This is a genomic window from Loktanella salsilacus (assembly GCF_024206795.1).
Taxonomy (GTDB): domain Bacteria; phylum Pseudomonadota; class Alphaproteobacteria; order Rhodobacterales; family Rhodobacteraceae; genus Loktanella; species Loktanella salsilacus.
In genome coordinates this window covers 3177061-3198841 of sequence record NZ_CP072994.1, presented here as the reverse complement: position 1 = coordinate 3198841, position 21781 = coordinate 3177061, and the positions used below count along the sequence as shown (strand labels likewise).

Sequence of the window (21781 nt, the reverse complement as noted above, 5' to 3'; positions counted from 1 at the left end):
TCAATCGTCCTTTGGTGCGGCGGTTGGCGGTGTATACACCAGCTTTACGCCTTTGGTAAAATTCATCTGCTGGCCGGTCCCTTCGCTGCCGGTTTGGATCGTCACCTGACCCGCGTTCAATTGGCCAAAGGGGGCTTGGACCTCTAGCGCGCCATCGGACGTCACGGTGCCAGTGGTCAGATCAGCCTGTAGGCCAGCGGTTTCCATGACATAGCCCGACGATGTCTCTAGCCGGGCAAGGCCACCCAAGTGCGCAGTCTTTGCGGCGGTATCGACGAGGCCGGTGCCTGCGCTGATCCGCAAGGTTGTGCCATCCGTCGCGTCCAGCGAAAGGCGCGGCTTGTCGATTGTCACCTCTGTCCCGCCGTTGGCATCGGGGCGTGCGGCCTCTGCGCTGATCGCAAGGGTGTCGCCCGTGTTCGTGAGTCCGGAAAAACGCGGCGCTGCGATGCGCTGTTCGGCAGCGGCAGCGTCGATTTCGGCAAAAGGAATCTCAGTCGGGGTGCCAGTATTGCGGGCGAACAGGAACAGCGTCGACAACAGCATCAGCGCGGCCAGCGGCAGCAGGATCTTTAGCCAGCCAACCAGTTGGGAATGAAAGTTTGTGGCCGCCGCCATGGCCTAGACCACGCCAGCGCGCAGGCAGTCGTGGATATGCAAGATGCCAGCAACTTTGCCTGCGTCATCGACGGCAAAAAGGCAGGTAATCTTGCGCTCGTTCATGATCGCGACAGCGCGTTCCGCAAGCGCACCGCTTTTCACGGTGGTGGGGTTGCGGGTCATGACTTCGCCAGCGGTATGGTCCAGCAAGCCCTGCATGTGGCGCCGAAGGTCGCCGTCAGTGATCACACCCGTCAGCGTGCCGTCATCCGCCACGATGCCTGCCACGCCAAAGCCGCGCTGGGAAATCGCGAGCAGCACATCACCCATGGGTGTGTCGGCGGCAACAATCGGCAATTCAGCGCCGGTGTGCATCAGGTTTGCAACGGTGGATAGGCGCGCGCCCAGCTTGCCACCGGGATGCACGTCGCGAAAGTTTTCAGGCGTGAACTTGCGGTGTTCCATCAGCGCGATGGCCAGCGCGTCACCCAAAGCCAACGTCATCGTGGTTGATATCGTCGGCACAACGCCGGTGCCGCACGCCTCGCCCAGTTGGGGCAGGACAAGGGCGATATCGGACTGGGTCAAAAGCGTACTGTTCGGCCGGCTGGCGACGCCGATCAGCGAGATGCCAAAGCGGCGGGTATAGGCGACAAGGTCCGCCAGCTCAGGCGTTTCGCCGGAATTGGACAGAACGATCACCACGTCGCCGGGCGTCAGCATGCCAAGATCGCCGTGGCTTGCCTCGGCGGGGTGGACGAAGTGCGCGGGGGTGCCGGTGCTGGCAAAGGTGGCAGCGATCTTGCGCGCGATATGGCCAGACTTGCCCATGCCCGACAGGATCACCCGGCCGCGCACGTCCAGAAGCATTTGCACGGCGGCGGCAAAGCTATCGTCAAGGGACTGGCCAAGTGCCACAAGTGCGGCGGCTTCAGCCTCGATCACGCGGCGACCAGCGTCGCAAAAGATTTTATTCTGTTCCATCAGTGTGCAAACACGTCTGGGTCGGCCCATCCGGCCAGATCAAGCTGGGCGCGGGTGGGAAGGAAATCAAAGCAGGATTGCGCGAGCGCGGTGCGCCCTTCGCGGGCAAGGCGGCCTTCAAGTTCTGCTTTTAACTTATGTAGATATAGAACGTCGGAAGCGGCATAATCCAGTTGTGCGGCGGTTAGGGTCGGTGCGCCCCAATCGCTTTGCTGCTGGTGCTTAGAGATGTCAGTGCCAACCATTTCGCGCAAAAGCTCCTTTAAGCCGTGACGTTCCGTAAAGGTGCGCACCAGTTTGGATGCGATTTTCGTGCACCAGACAGGCTGGCACAGCACGCCGTAAGCATTGAACAATGCGGCAATGTCGAAGCGGCCATAGTGAAACAGCTTGGTCACATTGGGATCGGCCAGCATGCGGCACAGATTTGGCGCGGGTGCGATATCAAGGGACACCTGCACCAGATGGCAGTCGCCGTCGCCGCTGGACATCTGGATCAGGCACAGCCGATCGCGGCGCGGGATCAGACCCATGGTTTCGCAGTCGATCGCGACAACTGGACCAAGGTCCAGCCCATCGGGCAGATCGCCGTGATAAAGATGATTGGCCATGTGTGGTCCGCCTGTCCGAGGTTGCCATCAGATAGGGTCCTAGGGCCACCCGCTCAAGCCCTAACCGGGATTTAGCCAGTCCCCGCACGGGCCTCAAGGGTCGCTATGGCGCGCGGCGCACTGCGATCTTGGCGCTAAGCGGTAAATGGTCTGACGCCATGCGGCTTAGGTTCGTGTCGATCATGTCCAGATCATCCATTTCAAAATGGTCCGACATGCCGATCCGGTCCAGCGGGGCCAGACGCCAGCGGGCGTGATACGAGTGTCCGGGAGAGCGTAGACCAAACTTGCGCGTTAATGGCCCCAATCCGCGCCGCGCGGACCATTCGTTCAGATCACCGGCGATGATCGTAGGGTGGTCGTCTTGATCCGCCATCCAGTCCAACACCGCATGCTGTTGGCCGAGCCGGGACCTGCGCAATAGGCCCAGATGCAAACCGACAATCCGCAAGGGGCCAAAGGGCGAATCGACGACCGCGGCGACGGCACCGCGCGGCTCTAGCCCCGGTAGAACGATCCGGTCGATCGACATCACCGGCCAATCAGGCCGGATCAGGATCGCATTGCCATGCCACCCTAGACTGACGGTATTTTCCGCCAGCGCAGCAGGAACGAACCCGGCGTCTTCGATGGCGTCGCGGGGCAGGGCCGCCGGGCGTTGACCAAGGCGCAGGTCAGCCTCTTGCAGGATTGCAATGTCAGGGGCGGCTTCGCGCAGGATCGTCAGGATGCGATGCGGATCGCGGCGGCGGTCGGTCCCCATCGCCTTGCGAATATTATAGCTGACGACGTGCAGCAGATCGGCGTGATTGCTCATAGAATAGGCGCTCCGACGCGGAACAAGCCTTCGCCGATGCGGCGCAGCGTGCTGGCTTGCGCGATCCCAACGTCGCAATCGGGCGCGAGGTTTAGAAACCAGTCTGCCAAAGCCTGCACACTGTCCGCGTCGTGCACAAAAAGTGCGTCTTCAAAGTTCAGCAACATGCTGCGCACATCCAAGTTGTTTGACCCGACAAATGCAGAGTCATCAATGATTCCAGCCTTTGCGTGCATCATGCTGGGATTAAACAAAAGGACTTGGCAGCCCGCCGCCTGCAAATCGCGCAGATATGCACCGCGTGCGAAATCGGCGATCTTTTGGTTCGACGTGCGCGGGATCAGAATGCGGATATCGACACCGCGTCGTCCGGCAACGCAAAGCGCTTCGCTTAGGCTGTCAGTGGGCAGAAAATAAGGGGTCGCGATCCAAACGCGGGTATTGGCGCGGTGAATGGCGTTTAGCAGCGCATCGTGCAGCGCGTCATGGCGCAGGTCCGGGCCAGAGGGGACCAGCTGCACAACGGCATCGCCGCTGACTTGCGGCGTGGGGCTAGTAATCGCCTCCTCCGTGCCGCCTGCGGCGCGCCAATCCGACGCGAAAAGCTGGGTAAAGGACGCAACGGCAGGCCCGCGCAGGGTAAAGGCTAGGTCGGCCCAAGTCTGATCGCCGCTGGTCAGGTATTCTTTACCAATATTCATGCCACCACCAAAGGCAGCCTTTTGATCGACGACCATCAGCTTGCGGTGATTGCGCAAATTCAGATGCCCCCGCATCAACCCCTGCGTCAGCGGAGAGAAGAACCGGACTTGGCCGCCCGCAGCTTTCAGCTTTTTCAATGCGGCAGTGGGGGCATTCAGGGTGCCAAGCCGGTCAATGACCAGTCGCACACGCACGCCTTGCTGCGCTTTTGCGGTCAGCGCAGCCAGAAAATCATGACCGATGTGATCGTTCGCAACGATATAGAACAGGGCGTCGATCTGCTCCTGTGCCTCATTGATCAGGTCAAACAATGCCTCTCGGGCTGCATCGGGTTGGTTCAGCAGCCTAAAGTCGTGCCCGCCTGACGCGCCCGGCAGATGATAGCTGCGCAGCATCGTATCGACGGCAGACGCGGGCAGCACCTGTTGACCAATTTGTTCTAGATGCAGGGCATCCGTCCCCGGCGGCCGCTTTCGCACCCCAAGCGCCACGAAAATCGGCACGGCGATGTAGGGGGCGAAAATCAGGAACAACAGCCAAGCGGCTGTCGACTGCGGTGATCTGCGCTGTTGCAGCAAAAAGGCCGCAGCGAACAGGACGAGCGCGCTGAGTAGGACAATTTCGGCATGGGTGATCAACCAGTTGAACGGCACGGTGTCCTCCTGCGATCAGGGCTAAGTTATGCCTGTCTGCAGGTCAATCTGTGTTGGGGATGGTAGTGAAAGTCGGTGGCTGATTTGCTTTACAAATCAATGCCATCCGACTGGTGCCCAGGAGAGGACTCGAACCTCCACGTCCTTGCGAACACTAGCACCTGAAGCTAGCGCGTCTACCATTCCGCCACCTGGGCAGGTGTCGTGAGGGGGATTTAGAAGGAGGGCGGGGGAGTGTCAACGCGAATTTCACACCAAATCGATAATTCCTCATAAGCAGCCAAGCGGCGTTTCGGCTTGTCTGATGAAGGGTGCGGGTTTAAACCGCGTTTAGCAGCGAAAGAGGCTTTAAATGACCAAGCTTGTCACCATTTTCGGCGGTTCCGGTTTCGTCGGACGATATATCGCCCGCCGTCTGGCCAAGGACGGCTGGCGCATCCGCGTCGCATGTCGCACCCCGAACGAGGCTATGTTCGTGCGCACCTATGGTGCCGTCGGTCAGGTAGAGCCTGTCTTTTGCAATATTCGCGACGACGATAGTGTGCGCGCGGTCACTAAAGGGGCCAATGCTGTTGTGAACTGCGTTGGCGTTCTGGCTGAAAGCGGCAAAAACACCTTCAAGGCCGTTCAGGCCGAGGCGCCGGGCCGTATCGCACGGATCGCCAGCGAAGAGGGTGTTGCGCAGATGCTCCATATCTCTGCCATTGGCGCGGATGCGGAAGCAGACAGCGACTACGCCCGCACCAAGGCGACGGGCGAAGCAGCAGTGCTAGAGTATATGCCAAACGCTGTGATCCTGCGTCCGTCGATCGTGTTCGGGCCAGAGGATGACTTTTTCAACCGCTTTGCTGGCATGTCCCGCATGGGGCCAGTGCTGCCGGTCGTTGGTGCGGATACGAAATTCCAGCCGGTGTTCGTCGATGATGTCGCTGCGGCTGTCGTCACCTCGCTGGGCGATTCGTCCGCGCGCGGTGTGTATGAGCTGGGCGGGCCCGATGTCGCCACCTTCCGCGAGTTAATGCAGACGATGCTGACTGTTGTGCAGCGCAACCGGATTGTCGCGAACATCCCGTTCTTTGTGGCGCGCGCCATGGCTGCAGGCTTCGGTCTGGCGAAGACTTTGTCGCTGGGCCTGTTCACTCCGCCGCTGACGACAGATCAAGTCCGCAACCTTGCGGTTGATAATGTCGTCGCGGACGATGCGCGCGGCTTTGCCGATCTGGGTCTGACGCCGCGGTCGATGGTGTCAGTGCTTCCGGACTATCTGTGGCGCTTTCGTCCCTCTGGCCAATACGCTGAGATTAAGAACAGCGCGAAAAACCTAAAGTAGTCATAAATCATGGAAACGCATACCGCCCTCATCGCCGCATTTTTAGGTTTGATTGAGGGGCTGACAGAGTTCATTCCCGTGTCGTCGACCGGGCATTTGCTACTGGCTGGGCACTTCTTGGGTTTTGAAAGCGCAGGAAAAACCTTTGAGGTCGTCATTCAGCTAGGTGCCGTTCTGGCCTTGCTGACGATCTACTTCGGAAAGCTGTGGCAAGTGTTCCGGGATGCGCCGCGCGATCCTGCGGCGCGGCGGTTTATTCTGTCAGTGCTGGTTGCGTTTCTGCCCGCTGTTTTCATTGGCGTGCTGGCGCATGACTTCATCAAAAACGTACTGTTTGAAACCCCGCGTCTGATTGCCGTGATGCTGGTGCTTGGCGGCGTTGTGTTGCTGTTTGTGGATAAGATCGCGCCAGAACCACGCCACGATGACGCCACTGCGTTCCCCGTCAAAATGTCGCTGATTATTGGCTTTGTGCAGTGTCTGGCGATGATCCCAGGCGTATCCCGGTCCGGCGCGTCCATCGTTGGCGCCTTGATGCTGGGTGCCAGTAAGCGGGCCGCCGCTGAATTCAGCTTCTTTCTGTCCCTGCCGACAATGGCTGGTGCCTTTGCCTATGACATCTACAAAAACCGCGACCTTCTAGACGCCGGAGCGGTGAATGAGATCGTGGTTGGTTTGATCTGCGCATTCATCAGTGCCGTTTTGGTCGTAAAGTGGCTGCTTGGGTTTGTCAGTCGCCACGGCTACGCCCTGTTCGGCTGGTGGCGAATCATCGTCGGGTCCGTTGCGTTTGTCGCGCTCTCTATGGGCTTCTAGGCCATTATGTAACTATTACTGACCTATATAGGCAAATAAAGTGCGTTGTTTGGGCGAAAGCCTGTCATTTTCTGCAATATAGGTCAGCAAGGCTGCCTTTTCTTTCTTTTGCGCGCGTCATAGAACGTCTTCAACGCGAGGATGGAGAAGACTATGGCCGGCCAAAAGATGCTCAAGTTCACGACCGTCAGCCGGGATATGCCGGAAAAGCGGTCTGCTGATGACCGCACCGAAGATTTCGGCGAGATCTATCGGGAGTATGCGGCCGCCAAAGCGGAAGAGCAGGCAAGTCGTTGCAGCCAATGCGGCGTGCCCTATTGCCAGTCCCACTGCCCACTGCAGAACAACATTCCCGATTGGCTGCGCCTGACAGCAGAAGGCCGCCTGCAGGAAGCCTATGAAATTAGCCAGGCGACGAACACATTCCCGGAAATCTGCGGTCGCATTTGCCCGCAGGACCGCCTGTGCGAAGGCAACTGTGTCATCGAACAATCCGGCCACGGTACCGTTACCATTGGCGCGGTCGAGAAATACATCACGGATACTGCTTTTGACGAAGGTTGGGTCAAGCCGATCCGCCCGCACTCAGAGCGGACCGAATCCGTTGGCATCATCGGCGCTGGCCCCGGCGGCCTTGCCGCGGCGGATATGCTGCGCCGTCAGGGGATTCAGGTCACGGTTTATGACCGTTACGACCGCGGGGGCGGCCTGCTGACCTACGGCATCCCCGGCTTTAAGTTGGAAAAAGACGTCGTGATGAAGCGTATGGCGCAGTTGGAAGACGGCGGCGTGGAATTCGTGCTGAACTGCAACGTGGGCGAAGACCTGTCGTTCGACGCAATCCGTGGCAAGCATGACGCTGTGCTGATCGCGACGGGTGTTTATAAAACCCGCGATCTGGACAACCCCGGTGCCGAGGCCGACGGCATCGTGCGCGCTATCGACTATTTGACGGCGTCCAACCGCGTCAGCTTTGGCGACGAAGTGCCTGAATACAACTCTGGCGAGCTGAACGCGAACGGCAAAAAGGTTGTCGTGATCGGCGGCGGTGACACGGCGATGGACTGTGTCCGCACCGCAATCCGTCAGGGGGCGACCTCTGTTAAGTGCCTGTATCGCCGCGACCGCAACAACATGCCTGGCTCTCAGCGGGAAGTGCAGAACGCCGAAGAAGAAGGCGTCGAGTTTGTCTGGCTGTCCGCGCCCAAGATGTTCGTGGACGATGCGGCAAACCTGAACGACGGCCGTGCCATCAGCGGCCCGTTACGCGGTGTTGTTGTCGACAAAATGCGCCTTGGCCAGCCGGACGCGACGGGCCGTCAAAGCCCGGAACTGATCGACGGCGCGCATTACGTCGAAGAGGCGGACCTTGTCGTCAAAGCGCTGGGCTTCGAGCCTGAAGACCTGCCTGCGCTATGGGGCGTCGACGGCTTGGAAGTCACACGCTGGGGTACGGTCAAAGCTGATTTTACCACCGGTAAAACGTCCCTTGATGGCGTTTATGCGGCCGGTGACATCGTGCGCGGCGCAAGCCTTGTGGTCTGGGCGATCAAGGATGGCCGCGACTGCGCCGCTGCGATCATGGACTACCTGTCGCAAGCCGGTGCGGTGGCTGCCGAATGATGCGCGGGGCGCTGTCCCCATCGGTCGCCCTTGCGATCCTGACCTGCGGCCCCGCCTTGGCCGCAGAAACATTTGCCCTGCCGCAGGGCTGCAATGCCTTTGTGACGATCCAAAGCCATAGCTGCGCGGTCGAGCACTACTTTACCTGCGAAAGTGATCCGGAGGGCATCAAGCGCCGCGTTAGCTTGGGCGAAGACGGCCTAAACTTTGTCGGTAGCACCGACCGCGATGCGCAATGGCTGACGAGTTTCTATCCCTTTACCGACCACCGTGAAGAGTTAGAGTCCTCTCCTGCTGACCCAGCGTCGCTGTCAGAGCTGCTAGCCAAGGGTGTCGATACCTACGATTTCCAGACAAACTCTGACGAAATCGGCCTGACCCGCTACGTGGGCGAGGATCGCCTGACCGGCCGGACCGTCGTCATCGACGACGTCGTCCTGCAGCAGACAGACTACAATATCACCGCTTATGGCCCCGACGGGACAGAGCTGTGGTCGTCCGCTGGCAATGAATTCGTCAACGCCGAATGGCGCAGTTTTATCGGCGGAACCACCACGGTGACCTCTCCGGACGATTCCTTCGACAAGGATGACCGCCCGGTGCAGTTCATCTTTCCGGGGGAACCCGGTTTTCTATCCGCCAACCCGAAATTCGATTGCGGCGCGGTCCTGTCGTCCGCCCCCGCCCTGACACCCAAGGAGATTTCCAATGACCACCTATGATGAAAATTGGGTTGCCGCGACCGAAGCCAAGCGCAAGTGGATGGCTGAAAACAGCCTCTACCGCGAAGAAGACGAGCATAGCTCTTGCGGCGTTGGTCTTGTCGTGTCGATCAAGGGCGAAGCATCCCGCGACGTCGTCGAAAAGGCAATTAACGCGCTGAAAGCGATCTGGCACCGCGGTGCTGTCGACGCAGATGGCAAAACTGGCGACGGCGCTGGTATCCACGTTCAAATCCCGCAGGCGTTCTTTCACGACCAGATCCGCCGCACCGGGCACGAACACGCCGAAGGCGAGCGGATTGCCGTTGGTCAGATCTTCTTGCCGCGCACCGATTTCGCTGCGCAGGAACGCTGCCGCACAATCGTAGAGGCCGAAGTGCTGCGGATGGGTCACTGGATCTATGGCTGGCGCCATGTGCCCGTGAACAACGAAGTGCTTGGCGAAAAGGCCAACGCGACGCGGCCAGAGATCGAGCAGATCCTGATCCGCTGCACGGGCGATATTGACGAAGAGCAGTTCGAGCGCGAGCTCTACATTATCCGTCGCCGCATCGAAAAAGCCGTGACCGCCGCTGGCGTTGCGGGCTTCTACATCTGTTCGCTGTCGACCCGTTCGATCATCTACAAGGGTATGATGCTGGCCGAACAGGTTGCTGTCTTCTACCCCGACCTGATGGATCAGCGGTTTGAATCCGCCTTTGCGATCTATCACCAGCGCTATTCCACCAACACCTTCCCGCAGTGGTCGCTGGCGCAGCCCTTCCGCATGCTGGCCCATAACGGCGAGATCAACACGCTTAAGGGCAACGTAAATTGGATGCGCAGCCACGAGATCCGCATGGCGTCCTCTGCCTTTGGCGAGGCGGCTGGCGATATCAAGCCGATCATCCCGTCGGGCGCGTCCGACTCTGCTGCGCTGGATTCCGTGTTCGAGGTGCTGGTGCGCGCTGGGCGAAACGCGCCGATGGCCAAGACGATGATGGTGCCAGAGGCATGGTCCAAGCAGCAGGCCGAAATGCCGCAAAGCTGGCAGGACATGTACGGCTATTGCAACGCTGTGATGGAGCCGTGGGACGGCCCCGCCGCGCTGGCGATGACCGATGGCCGCTGGGTCTGCGGCGGTCTTGACCGTAACGGCCTGCGCCCGATGCGCTATGTCGTGACGGGTGACGGCCTGCTGGTTGCAGGTTCCGAAGTCGGCATGGTCCCCGTGGACGAAGCAACGGTCGTCGAAAAAGGCGCGCTTGGCCCCGGCCAGATGATCGCCGTCGATATGGCCGAAGGCCGTTTGTACCACGACACAGAGCTGAAAAATAAGCTCGCCGTCGCCCAGCCGTTTGGGGCTTGGGTCGAAAAGGTCGTCGAACTGTCTGATCTGCTAAAGAACGTGCCTGAAAAGGCGATGTTTGACGGTGAAGTCCTGCGCCGTCGTCAGCGCGCCGCTGGCTACACGATTGAAGAGCTAGAGCAGGTTCTTGCGCCGATGGCCGAGGACGGCAAGGAAATGATCGCGTCTATGGGCGACGATACGCCTTCTGCCGTGCTGTCGACGACCTTCCGCCCGCTGTCGCATTTCTTCCGGCAGAACTTCTCTCAGGTCACGAACCCGCCGATCGACAGCTTGCGTGAAAGCCGCGTCATGTCGCTTAAGACGCGGTTTGGTAACCTGAAGAACGTGTTGGATGAAGACAGCAGCCAGACAGAGATTCTGGTGCTGGAAAGCCCATTTGTCGCCAACGCTGAATTCGACGAGATGATGAAGCATTTCGGCGAAACCGTTTCGATCATCGATTGTACCTTCGAGCCCGGCGATCATGCGCTGGCCCATGCGCTAGAGCGTATCCGGTCAGAGGCAGAGGATGCGGTCCGTTCCGGTGCCGGTCACTTGGTTCTGACGGATCAGCACCAGTCCGAAACCCGCGTTGCTATGCCGATGATCCTTGCGACCAGCGCCGTGCATTCGGGTCTGACGCGCAATGGTCTGCGGACATTCTGTTCCGTTAACGTGCGCTCTGCTGAATGTATCGACCCACATTACTTTGCTGTCCTGATCGGCTGCGGTGCGACAACAGTGAACGCTTACCTTGCGCAGGACAGCATTGCCGACCGTGTGAACCGCGGTTTGGTTGATGGCACCCTGACCGAAGCTGTTGGCCGCTACCGCGCTGCCATCGACGCCGGTCTGCTGAAGATCATGTCGAAAATGGGCATCTCGGTCCTGTCGTCCTATCGCGGCGGTCTGAACTTCGAGGCTGTGGGCCTGTCCCGCGCTATGGTCGCTGAGTATTTCCCCGGCATGCAGTCGCGCATTTCCGGCATCGGCATCAACGGTATTCAGTCCAAGCTAGAAGCCGTGCACGCCCATGGTTGGCGCCAGACTGACCAGGTTCTGCCCATCGGTGGTTTTTACAAGTCCCGCCGGTCCGGTGAAAAGCACGCTTGGGAAGCGCAGACCATGCACATGTTGCAGGCGGCTTGTGCCAAGTCGTCCTATGCGATGTGGCAGCAATTCAGCAAAGCGATGCAGTCGAACCCGCCGATCCACCTGCGCGATTTGCTGGCGATCAAGCCACTGGGCAAGGCGATCCCGATCGAGGAAGTCGAAAGCATCACCGCGATCCGCAAGCGGTTCGTGACGCCCGGCATGTCCCTTGGCGCGCTGTCGCCAGAGGCGCACAAGACTCTGAACGTTGCGATGAACCGCATCGGCGCAAAATCTGACTCCGGCGAGGGCGGCGAAGATCCCGCACACTTCTTGCCAGAGGCGAACGGCGACAACCCGTCCGCCAAGATCAAGCAGGTCGCCTCGGGCCGTTTCGGTGTGACTGCCGAATACCTGAACGCCTGTGAAGAGCTTGAGATCAAAGTCGCGCAGGGTGCGAAGCCCGGCGAGGGTGGCCAGCTGCCCGGTATGAAGGTCACGGACCTGATCGCCCGTCTGCGCCATTCGACCAAAGGCGTCACGCTGATTTCCCCGCCGCCGCACCACGACATCTATTCCATCGAAGACCTCGCGCAGCTGATCTACGACCTGAAGCAGATCAACCCGCGCGCCAAGGTGACGGTCAAGTTGGTGGCGTCGTCCGGCGTCGGCACGATTGCGGCTGGTGTGGCTAAGGCCAAGGCTGACGTGATCCTGATTTCGGGCCACAACGGCGGCACGGGCGCATCCCCTGCAACCAGTATCAAATACGCTGGTCTGCCGTGGGAAATGGGTCTGACCGAGGCGCATCAGGTGCTGGCGATGAACAACCTGCGCGAGCGGATCACGCTGCGCACGGATGGCGGCCTGCGCACAGGCCGTGACATCGTCATGGCTGCGATGATGGGGGCCGAGGAATATGGTATCGGCACCGCCGCCCTGATCGCGATGGGCTGCATCATGGTCCGCCAGTGTCAGTCGAACACCTGCCCGGTGGGCGTGTGTACCCAAGACCCGGCGCTGCGTGAAAAGTTTGTGGGCAATGCCGACAAGGTTGTGAACCTGATCACCTTCTATGCGACGGAAGTGCGGGAAATCCTCGCGTCCATCGGTGCACGCTCGATCCAAGAGGTGATTGGCCGGGCGGACCTGCTGACGCAGGTTTCGCGTGGCTCTGCCCACCTTGACGATCTGGACCTGAACCCGCTGCTGATTACCGTCGATGGCGCGTCCAAGATCAAGTACGACCGCGCGCAGCCGCGCAACGTTGTGCTGGATACGCTGGACGTCGACATCGTGAAGGATGCTGAACGCTTCCTGAAAGATGGTGAAAAGATGCAGCTGGAATATGCAGTGCAAAACACACTGCGGACGATCGGCACGCGCACGTCGAGCCATATCGTTCAGCGGTTCGGCATGAACAACGACCTGCAGGATGATCACCTGACAGTAAAACTGCGCGGAAGTGCAGGGCAGTCGCTGGGTGCTTTTGCGGTGCATGGCCTGAAGCTGGAAGTCAGCGGCGACGCCAATGACTACGTCGGTAAGGGTCTGTCGGGTGGTACCATCGTGGTGCGTCCGCAGATGCAAAGCCCGCTGGTCGCGTCCGAAAATACCATCATCGGCAACACGGTGCTGTACGGCGCAACCAAGGGCTATCTGTTCGCGGCAGGCCGCGCGGGTGAGCGCTTTGCCGTGCGAAATTCTGGCGCGCATGTCGTGATCGAGGGCTGCGGCACCAACGGCTGTGAATACATGACCGGCGGTGTGGCGGTGATCCTTGGGTCCATCGGTGCGAATTTTGGCGCCGGTATGACAGGCGGTATGGCTTATCTGTACGATCCCGAAGGCACCTCTGCCGAGTTGATTAACCCTGAAACGCTGGTGACCTGCTCGGTCACGGTGGATCACTGGGAATCGCAGCTTAAGTCGCTGATCGAACGGCATGCCGCCGAGACAGGCAGCCGCAAAGCCAGCGAGATCCTGCAGCACTGGGATAGCGAAAAAGGCAACTTCTTGCAGGTTTGCCCCAAGGAAATGCTGGTGCATCTGAAGGCACCGCTGAGCCATGAAGAGCAGGCGATCCCAGCTGAGTAAATCGGCCTTCGTTTGAAAAGACACCCCGCCACGCACATCGCGCGGCGGGGTGTTTTCGTTTTGGCAATCTTGACCCGGGGGCGGTCGCCGTGACTTATGGGCGTCATGGCAAAAACCCGTAAAACGCGAAAATCAAAAGACGCTCCTGCGCCCAAGCGGCGCTTGCACCTGCGCGTGCGGCGCTGGGTGTTTCGGATCTGCCTTGGGGTCATCGCAGCAGTGGTTTTATTGACTCTGCTGTACAAAGTCGTGAACCCGCCAACGACGCCTTACATGTTCGCAGAAGGCCGCAGGCTGGGCGGTGTGGCGCAGGTTTGGGCCCCGATCGGCGATATTGCGCCCGTTATGGTCCGGTCTGTCGTCGCGGCAGAGGACGCGAATTTTTGCCTGCACTGGGGGCTGGATGTGGCGGCCATTCGGGCAGCCTTGGCAGCGGGGAGCGACCGGGGCGCGTCAACGATTTCGCAGCAAGTCGTGAAGAATGTCTATCTATGGCAGGGCCGGAATTGGACCCGTAAGGCGCTAGAGGCTGTCTGGACGCCATTGACCGAGGCGCTGTGGAGCAAGCGGCGAATCCTTGAGCTGTATTTGAATGTGGCAGAGTTCGGCACAGGCGTCTTTGGCGTGCAGGCCGCAGCGCAGCATTATTTTGGCGTCGATGCCGCTGATTTGTCTGCTGTGCAGGCCGCACGGCTGGCGATGATCTTGCCTGATCCCAAGGGCCGGGATGCCGCAAATCCCACGTCTGCGCAGCGTAGGCGGTCGGCGAGTATCCTTGATGGCGCTGCAACGATCAGGGCCGACGGGCGGGCTGCCTGTTTCCAGAGTTGAATGCGCGGCCAAGGTGCGGCATTGAGGGGGCATTCCTGTCCCCGAGAGCACCATGAACCGTCTTTATCATTTCCCGCTATCGCCGTTTTCACGCAAGGTCCGACTGAGCCTGGCCGAGAAACGGATCGAGGTTGAATTGGTCGAGGAGCGTTACTGGGAGCAGGATAGTGATTTCCTGCGCCGGAACCCCGCGGGCAAGGTCCCTGTCTTGCGGCTGGGCAACAAGTTGCTGAGCGAGAGCGCCGCAATTTGCGAGTATCTGGAAGAGACGCACCCAAACCCGCCACTGATGCCCCGCGATGCCGATTCGCGGTTCGAGGTGCGACGTCTGGTCGGGTGGTTCGACGACAAGTTTTATACCGAGTGTACCCAGAAACTGCTGGGTGAACGGGTCTTTCGCAAGGTGATGGGTACGGGATACCCCGACAGCACCAACGTGAAAGCGGGCAGCCGGGCGATGCGGTTACATCTGGATTATATGACGCATCTGTTAGAGCACCGCCGCTGGCTGGCCGGGAATGAAATGAGCCTTGCTGATTTTGCAGCGGCGGCGCAGTTGTCCTGTCTGGATTATATCAGTGATGTTGATTGGAACCGGTCCGAGGTGTTGAAGGACTGGTACGCCAAGATCAAATCGCGGCCTGCGTTTCGGTCGCTGCTGGCTGATCAAGTGCCGGGCTTCTTGCCGCCGTCGCATTATGCGAACCTTGATTTTTAAGACCCGGGAGGGTGGGCCCGCCCACCCTCCCGTTTTTGGGGGGTCTGCCCCCGTCGCTGGCGCGACTCCCCCGACATATTTTCGTTCAGGTGAAAGATGGGGCTGAAGGCTGATCTATGCGCCTTTGCACTGGAGGCTGGGTTCGCCAAGGTAGGGGTATGCCGTCCGGGGGTGGTGCCTGAGACAGCTGAGCGGCTTGCCGCCTTTGTGGATGCGGGGCGTCATGGGCAGATGGGCTGGATGGCCGAGCGCATGGCCTGGCGCGGCGATCCAACGGCGCTATGGCCGCAGGCGCGATCCGTTATCATGCTGGCGGAAAACTATGCACCGGATGTCGATCCGCTGGCCGTGCTGGCGCACCGGGATCGCGCAGCGATCTCTGTTTATGCGCAGGGGCGGGATTACCATGATGTGGTTAAGAAGCGGCTGAAGGTCGTCGGTCGCTGGCTGATCGATCAGGTCCCTGGGGCGGAGATCAAGGTTTTCGTTGATACGGCACCTGTGATGGAGAAGCCCCTAGCGCAGGCTGCTGGTTTGGGATGGCAGGGGAAGCATACCAATCTTTTGGCGCGCGATCTGGGGAACTGGGTTTTTCTGGGCGCAATTTTTACGACTGTCGATCTAGAACCTGATGAGGCCGAAGTCGGCCATTGTGGCAGTTGCACGGCCTGCCTTGATGTTTGTCCAACGCAGGCATTTCCTGCGCCTTACCAGCTGGATGCGCGGCGGTGCATTTCCTATCTGACGATTGAGCATAGTGGTCCGGTGGACCCTAATCTGCGCGCGAAGATGGGGAACCGGATTTACGGGTGCGACGATTGTCTGGCGGTCTGTCCTTGGAACAAGTTCGCGGTGCAGGGGCGTGACGCGCGATTGGCGGCGCGGGATGATCTGCGGGCACCGCCCTTGGCGGAATTGGCGGCGCTGGATGATGCGGCTTTCCGGCTTCGGTTTTCGGGTAGCCCGATCAAGCGCATTGGTCGCAACCGATTTGTGCGAAATGTCTGCTACGCTATCGGGAATAGCGGGAACGCCGCCTTGGCACAGGTGTTGACCCCGCTGATGACCGACGCCGATGCCACTGTGGCTGATGCCGCATCCTGGGCCTTGGCACAGCTAGGACTGGAGCCACCATGCGACTTGCCGCCCTTATCGCCCTCATCCCAACAATAGCCGCTGCGCAGGTCGCGCAGGGTGACCGCAACGCCTCTTTCGAGCCTGCGTTCGAGAACCAGACGCGGGCACCGGCGTTTGATGTGACGCCTGTGACGGTTGAACCCTTTGCAGAGGGATTGGCGAACCCTTGGGGCATTGCAGAGTTGCCGGATGGGACGTTTCTGGTGACAGAACGGCCGGGTACGCTGCGCCGGGTTGCGGCCGATGGCACGCTGTCAGGTCCGATTGAGGGGGTGCCACAGGTCGATGCGCGGCAGCAGGGCGGGCTGCTTGATGTGGCGATCGCCCCGGATTTTGCGCAAAGCGGCGTGATCTTTCTGACGTATGCAAAGGATGTGCCAGGTGGCACTGTGACGGCGGCTGCGCGGGCTGTGTTGCAGGGCACGACGCTGACCGATGTGCGGGATATCTTTGTGCAAGGGCCGCCGTCGGATACCTCTGCGCACTATGGTAGCCGGATCGTACCGACGGCGGACGGCAAGGTATATATCACCACGGGTGAGCATTTTACCCAAGCGAACCGGCAGCTCGCGCAGGATCTGGACACGACCTATGGCAAAGTGATCCGGTTGAATGCGGACGGATCGGTGCCGCAGGATAATCCATTCGCAGGGCAGGACGCGGATGAGAGTATCTGGTCGTATGGCCATCGCAACGTGCAAGGCGCAACATTGGGGCCGGACGGTAATCTGTGGACCATGGAGCATGGCCCTGCCGGCGGTGACGAATTGAACCAGCCGCAACCGGGCGCGAACTATGGCTGGCCGGTTATTTCCTATGGTGTGAATTACAATGGCAGCCCGATTGGCTCTGGTCAGGCTGTGATGGAGGGGATGGAGCAGCCCGTCTATTATTGGGATCCGGTGATCGCGCCGGGCGGTATGGGTTTCTATGACGGCAGCTATGCGCCTTGGCAGGGTGATTTGCTGATCGCGGGGTTGAACCCCGGATCGCTGACGCGGCTGCGGCTGCAAAATGGCCGTGTGGTGGGCGAAGAACTTCTGTTGCAGGACGTCGGCCGTGTGCGCGACGTCGAGGTGCTGGATAATGGCGATCTGCTGGTATTGATCGATGCCGATCCGGGACAAATTTTGCGGGTGACGCCGGGACGCTAAGCGCGATCCGCGTGGCCCGATAAAATCTTTCCAAGGGCGATGTCGTGGGGTTTTATCCGCGCGCTGGCAGGCATAGGGTCGCGGCGAAAGGGGTCCTTTCTATGCAGCCCTTGCGCGGAATTAGCTACAAAATTGTCTCGGTCATGGTGTTCGTCGGGATGGCATCGCTGATCAAAGCGGCCTCGACTGATATTCCGCCTGGGCAGGCGGTGTTTTTCCGTAGCCTGTTTGCACTGCCGATTATTATCGGCTGGTTGGCGATGCGGCATGAATTGCGCCACGGTTGGAAGACAAAGCAGCCGATGGGCCATGTTTGGCGCGGATTGGTTGGTACGCTTGCGATGGGGTTCGGTTTTGCAGGTCTGGGTCTGCTGCCACTGCCAGAGGTGACGGCGATTGGCTATGCTGCGCCGCTTCTGGTGGTCATCTTTGCGGCAATGTTTCTGAACGAAGAAGTGCGCGCCTTTCGGCTATCAGCGGTTGCGCTGGGCCTGATTGGCGTCCTGATCGTGCTAAGCCCGCGGTTTTCCATGGGCGCGTCGGTCAATCACGCGCAGACATTGGGTGCGATGTTGGTGCTGATGGGCGCAGTTTGCGCCGCGCTCGCGCAGGTGTTTGTGCGCAAACTGGTGTTTACCGAAGATACCGCTGCTATCGTTTTCTGGTTTTCTGTGACAGCGACCTGCCTGTCGCTGCTGACATTGCCGTGGGGCTGGGCATGGCCAAGTGCATCCCAGTGGGTGATGTTGATCATGGCCGGGTTGCTGGGCGGGATTGGGCAGATTTTCCTGACTTCGTCCTATCGCTTTGCCGATGCGTCTTTGGTGGCCCCGTTCGATTATACCTCAATGCTACTCGCATTGATTGTGGGCTATTTCATCTTTGACGAAGTGCCGACCGTCACAATGATGATCGGCGCTGCAATCGTGATTTCGGCAGGCTTGATGATCATTCTACGCGAACGTCATTTGGGGCTAAAGCGGGCCCGGCAACGCAAGGTTACCGGGACCGTGGGGCATCATTAACGCGACTTGGTGCTATTATTGCTGGCATCGCGCACTTCTTCGCGGACTTGGCCCCAGGTGATCAGGCCAAAGACCAAGGTGCCCCCGACGACGTTGCCAAGAAAGACAGGGATAAAGAAGCCAAAGATACCGGCGAAAAGTCCCAACTCTCCGGTCAGGATCAAGAAACCCATTTCCACCGAGCCTGCGATGATATGGGTAAAGCCGCCTGCGGCGATCAGCCATGTCATCAGGATGATGATAAAGAAGTTTTCTTGCTCTCCTGCTGCCAGCATCCAGACAAGGGCGGCGATTAGCAGGCCAGCGGGCACTGCCTTGGCAAACCCTATCCATGCGCTGTTTTCGGTCGCGTGTTTGCTGATCTCGGTGATGCTGGCCAGCATTTCAGGCTCGAACGTGGGCATATAGGCGATAAAGGCGGCGGCGATAAAACAACCGATCACGTTTGCCCCGAGCACGATGCCCCACAGCCGCGCAACGCACCACAGATTGTAAAAGCTGGGACGCGCGAACAGCGGCAGCACTGTCGTCAATGTGTTTTCGGTGAATAGCTGCATGCGCCCGATGATCACGATCAAGAAGCCGAAGGTGTAACCAAGGCTTTCAAGCAGCGGCAGCCAGGTCGTTTCCGGCAGGTAGGTCTTGAACAGACCTTCGCCGATGACGGAAAAACTGATGCAGACACCGGCCGCGATGCCGGACCAGAAAAGCGAGGAATTGGGCCGGCGCAGCTCTTCGTCGCCTTCGCGGCGCACGACTTGATAGACCAGCTTGGCCGACAGGTGCGATGCTTCGCGGACGGCTTCCTCTTCGTCGGGCAGGTTTGCTTCCTGTTCGACGCGATCGGATACGGCCTTCTGGCGGTGGGCTTCGTTTTCGCTGACAGCGCGGCGAAGTTCCGGTTCAATCTCGTTATTCATGCGCATCCTCACTCTTGTCAGCAGGAAATGGCGCAGATCTGGAGTGCGTCAAGCAGCGCGATTTCGAGAATGGGGCGTTTTAGTGTATACAGGGGGCAGGAGGATACGATTATGGCACGACATCCACTGGATCACATCGAAACAAAGGACGGCAGCCAGCGGCTAGAACGGTTCCTGCGTCTGGCGCGCCGCGATCATCGCAATGCCGCGGCAGAGGCCCTGCTGCGGCGGCCAAGGTCCCGCAACCGGCCGGGTGGCCTGATTGCGGGATGGGTTAAGGCGCGCACGCCTGAACAGGTTTAGGCCCTTAAGCCCGCACCAGCTTTTCGTAGTCGGCAGCGATGTCTAGCGTCAGCTTGCCGACTTCGAAGTTGTAGTCGCCAATCTGGCCGACGGGGGTGACTTCGGCAGCCGTTCCGGTCAGCCAGCATTGCTGAAAGCTTTCCAGCTCTTCTGGCATGATGTGACGTTCGTGAACGGTGACGCCCTTGTTGCGCAGCATGCCAACGACGGTCTGACGGGTCAGGCCGTTGAGGAAGCAATCGGGCTTGGGCGTGTGCACTTCACCGTCTTTGACAAAGAAGATGTTCGCGCCCGTCGCCTCGGCCACGTAGCCGCGATAGTCGAACATCATGGCGTCGGAACAGCCCTTCGCTTCTGCGGCGTGCTTGGACATGGTGCAGATCATGTACAGACCGGCCGCTTTCGCCTGATGCGGGATCGTTTCGGGGCTGGGACGCTTCCATTTTGCGATGTCCAGTTTCGCACCTTTGGTTTTGGCATCGCCATAGTAATTACCCCATGACCACACCGCGATCGCCGTGCGCACCGGGTTGCGCGCGGATGCGACGCCCATGTCGGGGCCAGCGCCGCGCCATGCGAAGGCGCGCACATAGGCGTCCGTCAGGCCGTTCGCCTGCAGCGTTTCAGCCTTGGCAGCGATCAGCTCGTCGACGGTATATGGGATTTGAAAGTCGAGGCAGTTGGCCGAAAAGTGCAGACGCTCTGCATGTTCGCGGTCTTTAAAGATCTTTCCGTTGTAGCAGCGCTCGCCTTCGAAAACAGAGGACGCGTAGTGCAGGGCGTGGGTCAGAACGTGGACTTTTGCATCGCGCCAATCAAGCAGTTGGCCGTCCATCCAGATTTTACCGTCGCGGTCGTCATAGGCGCCATCCATGGCCAAACTCCTTCCTATTTTGCATTTGTATCGCGTTTATGTCCGTTTCGGACATAAAGTTGCGCAATTTGTGTCGCTTCGCTACCAGTTGAGTCTAGTCATGTCAACAAGGCTGACGTATTGTACTGCCGGAACTCACCGAGGGCGCGCATATGAACCAGACACCGCAAGGCACCTCGGGGCAGACATTGCTGTTCCTGACGGATGAACAGCTGCGCAAGGGGATCGAGGCGATGTTCTTTGCCTATCGCGGGTTCACTGCCGACCCAGACCGGATCCTGTCGGATTTGGCGTACGGGCGGGCGCATCACCGGGCGATCCATTTTATACATCGTAGCCCCGGAACCACGGTCAATAATTTATTGGCGATCCTTGGTGTTACGAAACAATCCCTTAATCGTGTGTTGCGTAGCCTTATCGCGGACGGTCTTGTATCGTCTACTGTAGGGAAAAGGGACAAGAGAGAACGGCATCTGCATCTGACGGACAAAGGCGCTGCGTTAGAGCGTAGCTTGTCGGATGCGCAGCGGGACCGGATGCGCAGCGCTTATCGCGCTGCGGGCCCGGCGGCTGTCGCCGGCTTTCGACAAGTCTTGGAGGCGATGATGGACGACGAAATGCGGCACCACTATCTGGCATTGGTGGATAAACCTGATGGGCGTTGATGAACCCCATCTGTTGATTGTTGACGACGATGAACGCATTCGCGGCTTGCTACGCAAGTTTCTGGTGCGGTCCGGGTTTTTAGTGACGGTAGCGCGCGACGCCGCCAATGCGCGGCGCATTCTGGGTGGGCTTGCCTTTGATCTGATCGTCCTGGACGTGATGATGCCCGGCGAGGACGGCATCAGCTTTTGCCGCGACCTGCGGCACCGTACCGGCACCCCCGTCATGCTGCTGACCGCGAGGGGAGAGACAGAGGACCGGATTGCTGGGCTAGAGGCCGGGGCTGACGATTACCTCGCCAAACCCTTTGAACCCAAAGAGCTGTTGTTGCGGATCAATGCGATCCTGCGCCGCGCCCCGCAGGCAGAGGCGCAGCCAATTGCCCAGACCGTCCTGCAGCTTGGGCCGGCGCGGTATGACATCACCAAGGGTGAAATGCGGCGCGATGACGGTTTGGTGCGGCTGACGGCAACGGAAAGCCAGCTGATGCGCATCTTCTCTGCCCGCCCGCACGAGCCTGTGACGCGGTTAGAGTTGGTGGAAGAGCTGAGCCGGTCTGGTGGACAAACGCAGGAACGCGCTGTCGACGTGCAGATTACGCGTCTGCGACGCAAGATTGAGACGGATCCAAAGCAACCTCGGTATCTGCAAACGGTGCGCGGGTCGGGGTATATGTTGGCACCTGATTAGCGACAATTCGGCCTTTAGGTTAGGCGGCGCGTGAAAATTGCAGACTTAGTAGGGTTGATGACCGAACATTTGGACACAAACATTTG

At 59.6% G+C, this 21781-nt stretch carries 20 protein-coding genes and 1 tRNA gene; 13 read left to right on the top strand and 8 right to left on the bottom strand.

The annotated features are described in order from the left end of the window. From KBW81_RS15465 to KBW81_RS15440, 6 genes are all read right to left on the bottom strand, one after another. Window positions 1-618 (bottom strand): hypothetical protein, encoded by a 618-nt coding sequence (locus KBW81_RS15465; RefSeq protein WP_254247788.1) that lies wholly within the window; start codon window positions 616-618, stop codon window positions 1-3. Between the two features lie 3 nt (window positions 619-621). Further along, window positions 622-1584: a KpsF/GutQ family sugar-phosphate isomerase gene (locus tag KBW81_RS15460; RefSeq protein WP_254247787.1), complete on the bottom strand. Its 963-nt coding sequence runs from the start codon at window positions 1582-1584 to the stop codon at window positions 622-624. Continuing rightward, complete coding sequence (locus KBW81_RS15455; RefSeq protein WP_090188753.1) at window positions 1584-2195, bottom strand: ribonuclease D; 612 nt, start codon at window positions 2193-2195, stop codon at window positions 1584-1586. Before KBW81_RS15455 ends, KBW81_RS15460 begins: the two co-directional genes overlap by 1 nt. 103 nt (window positions 2196-2298) lie before the next feature. Continuing rightward, window positions 2299-3012 (bottom strand): endonuclease/exonuclease/phosphatase family protein, encoded by a 714-nt coding sequence (locus KBW81_RS15450; RefSeq protein ID WP_254247786.1) that lies wholly within the window; start codon window positions 3010-3012, stop codon window positions 2299-2301. Beyond that, entirely contained in the window at window positions 3009-4367 is a 1359-nt protein-coding gene (locus KBW81_RS15445; protein ID WP_254247785.1) for a phospholipase D-like domain-containing protein, read from the bottom strand. Before KBW81_RS15445 ends, KBW81_RS15450 begins: the two co-directional genes overlap by 4 nt. Window positions 4368-4478: 111 nt before the next feature. Further along, a tRNA-Leu gene (locus KBW81_RS15440) sits at window positions 4479-4564 on the bottom strand. A 155-nt stretch (window positions 4565-4719) separates the two neighbouring features. Between KBW81_RS15440 and KBW81_RS15435 the strand changes: the two genes are divergently transcribed. The 10 genes from KBW81_RS15435 (at window position 4720) to KBW81_RS15390 (ending at window position 18242) form a co-directional block, all read left to right on the top strand. Then, window positions 4720-5697: a complex I NDUFA9 subunit family protein gene (locus KBW81_RS15435; RefSeq protein WP_254247784.1), complete on the top strand. Its 978-nt coding sequence runs from the start codon at window positions 4720-4722 to the stop codon at window positions 5695-5697. Window positions 5698-5706: 9 nt separating this feature from the next. Beyond that, window positions 5707-6513, top strand: a complete 807-nt coding sequence (locus KBW81_RS15430) for an undecaprenyl-diphosphate phosphatase (protein WP_254247783.1) — start codon at window positions 5707-5709, stop codon at window positions 6511-6513. A gap of 153 nt (window positions 6514-6666) precedes the next feature. Further along, a complete protein-coding gene (locus KBW81_RS15425; RefSeq protein ID WP_090188766.1) occupies window positions 6667-8136 on the top strand; it encodes an NAD(P)-dependent oxidoreductase in 1470 nt (489 codons plus the stop codon). Next, window positions 8133-8858 (top strand): hypothetical protein, encoded by a 726-nt coding sequence (locus tag KBW81_RS15420; RefSeq protein WP_254247782.1) that lies wholly within the window; start codon window positions 8133-8135, stop codon window positions 8856-8858. The genes KBW81_RS15425 and KBW81_RS15420 overlap by 4 nt, the downstream gene beginning before the upstream one ends. After that, complete coding sequence (gene gltB, locus KBW81_RS15415; protein ID WP_254247781.1) at window positions 8845-13377, top strand: glutamate synthase large subunit; 4533 nt, start codon at window positions 8845-8847, stop codon at window positions 13375-13377. Before KBW81_RS15420 ends, gltB begins: the two co-directional genes overlap by 14 nt. 105 nt (window positions 13378-13482) lie before the next feature. Further along, the gene (gene mtgA / locus KBW81_RS15410) at window positions 13483-14208 is read left to right on the top strand and encodes a monofunctional biosynthetic peptidoglycan transglycosylase (RefSeq protein WP_090188844.1); all 726 of its coding nucleotides are present in this window, start codon (window positions 13483-13485) and stop codon (window positions 14206-14208) included. A 52-nt stretch (window positions 14209-14260) separates the two neighbouring features. Beyond that, on the top strand, window positions 14261-14926 hold the full coding sequence (gene fzlA / locus KBW81_RS15405) for an FtsZ-binding protein FzlA (RefSeq protein WP_090188772.1): 666 nt from the start codon (window positions 14261-14263) through the stop codon (window positions 14924-14926). Between the two features lie 96 nt (window positions 14927-15022). Beyond that, complete coding sequence (queG, locus tag KBW81_RS15400) at window positions 15023-16099, top strand: tRNA epoxyqueuosine(34) reductase QueG (protein ID WP_254247780.1); 1077 nt, start codon at window positions 15023-15025, stop codon at window positions 16097-16099. After that, a complete protein-coding gene (locus tag KBW81_RS15395) occupies window positions 16060-17217 on the top strand; it encodes a PQQ-dependent sugar dehydrogenase (protein WP_254247779.1) in 1158 nt (385 codons plus the stop codon). The genes queG and KBW81_RS15395 overlap by 40 nt, the downstream gene beginning before the upstream one ends. Before the next feature lie 101 nt (window positions 17218-17318). Further along, window positions 17319-18242, top strand: coding sequence for a DMT family transporter (locus tag KBW81_RS15390; protein WP_090188781.1), 924 nt, complete (start codon window positions 17319-17321; stop codon window positions 18240-18242). On the opposite strand, the gene KBW81_RS15385 is transcribed toward KBW81_RS15390, so the two are convergent. After that, the gene (locus KBW81_RS15385; protein WP_254247778.1) at window positions 18239-19162 is read right to left on the bottom strand and encodes a formate/nitrite transporter family protein; all 924 of its coding nucleotides are present in this window, start codon (window positions 19160-19162) and stop codon (window positions 18239-18241) included. The genes KBW81_RS15390 and KBW81_RS15385 overlap by 4 nt on opposite strands. A 111-nt stretch (window positions 19163-19273) precedes the next feature. Here KBW81_RS15385 and KBW81_RS15380 point away from each other — a divergent pair, with 111 nt between their 5' ends. Continuing rightward, on the top strand, window positions 19274-19465 hold the full coding sequence (locus tag KBW81_RS15380; protein ID WP_090188783.1) for a hypothetical protein: 192 nt from the start codon (window positions 19274-19276) through the stop codon (window positions 19463-19465). Between the two features lie 4 nt (window positions 19466-19469). On the opposite strand, the gene KBW81_RS15375 is transcribed toward KBW81_RS15380, so the two are convergent. Next, window positions 19470-20339, bottom strand: coding sequence for a branched-chain amino acid aminotransferase (locus KBW81_RS15375; RefSeq protein WP_254247777.1), 870 nt, complete (start codon window positions 20337-20339; stop codon window positions 19470-19472). Window positions 20340-20491: 152 nt separating this feature from the next. Here KBW81_RS15375 and KBW81_RS15370 point away from each other — a divergent pair, with 152 nt between their 5' ends. Together KBW81_RS15370 and KBW81_RS15365 are read left to right on the top strand one after the other, a co-directional pair. Continuing rightward, on the top strand, window positions 20492-21004 hold the full coding sequence (locus tag KBW81_RS15370) for a MarR family winged helix-turn-helix transcriptional regulator (protein ID WP_090188789.1): 513 nt from the start codon (window positions 20492-20494) through the stop codon (window positions 21002-21004). Continuing rightward, window positions 20994-21695: a response regulator gene (locus KBW81_RS15365; protein WP_254247776.1), complete on the top strand. Its 702-nt coding sequence runs from the start codon at window positions 20994-20996 to the stop codon at window positions 21693-21695. Before KBW81_RS15370 ends, KBW81_RS15365 begins: the two co-directional genes overlap by 11 nt. Window positions 21696-21781: the final 86 nt, after the last annotated feature.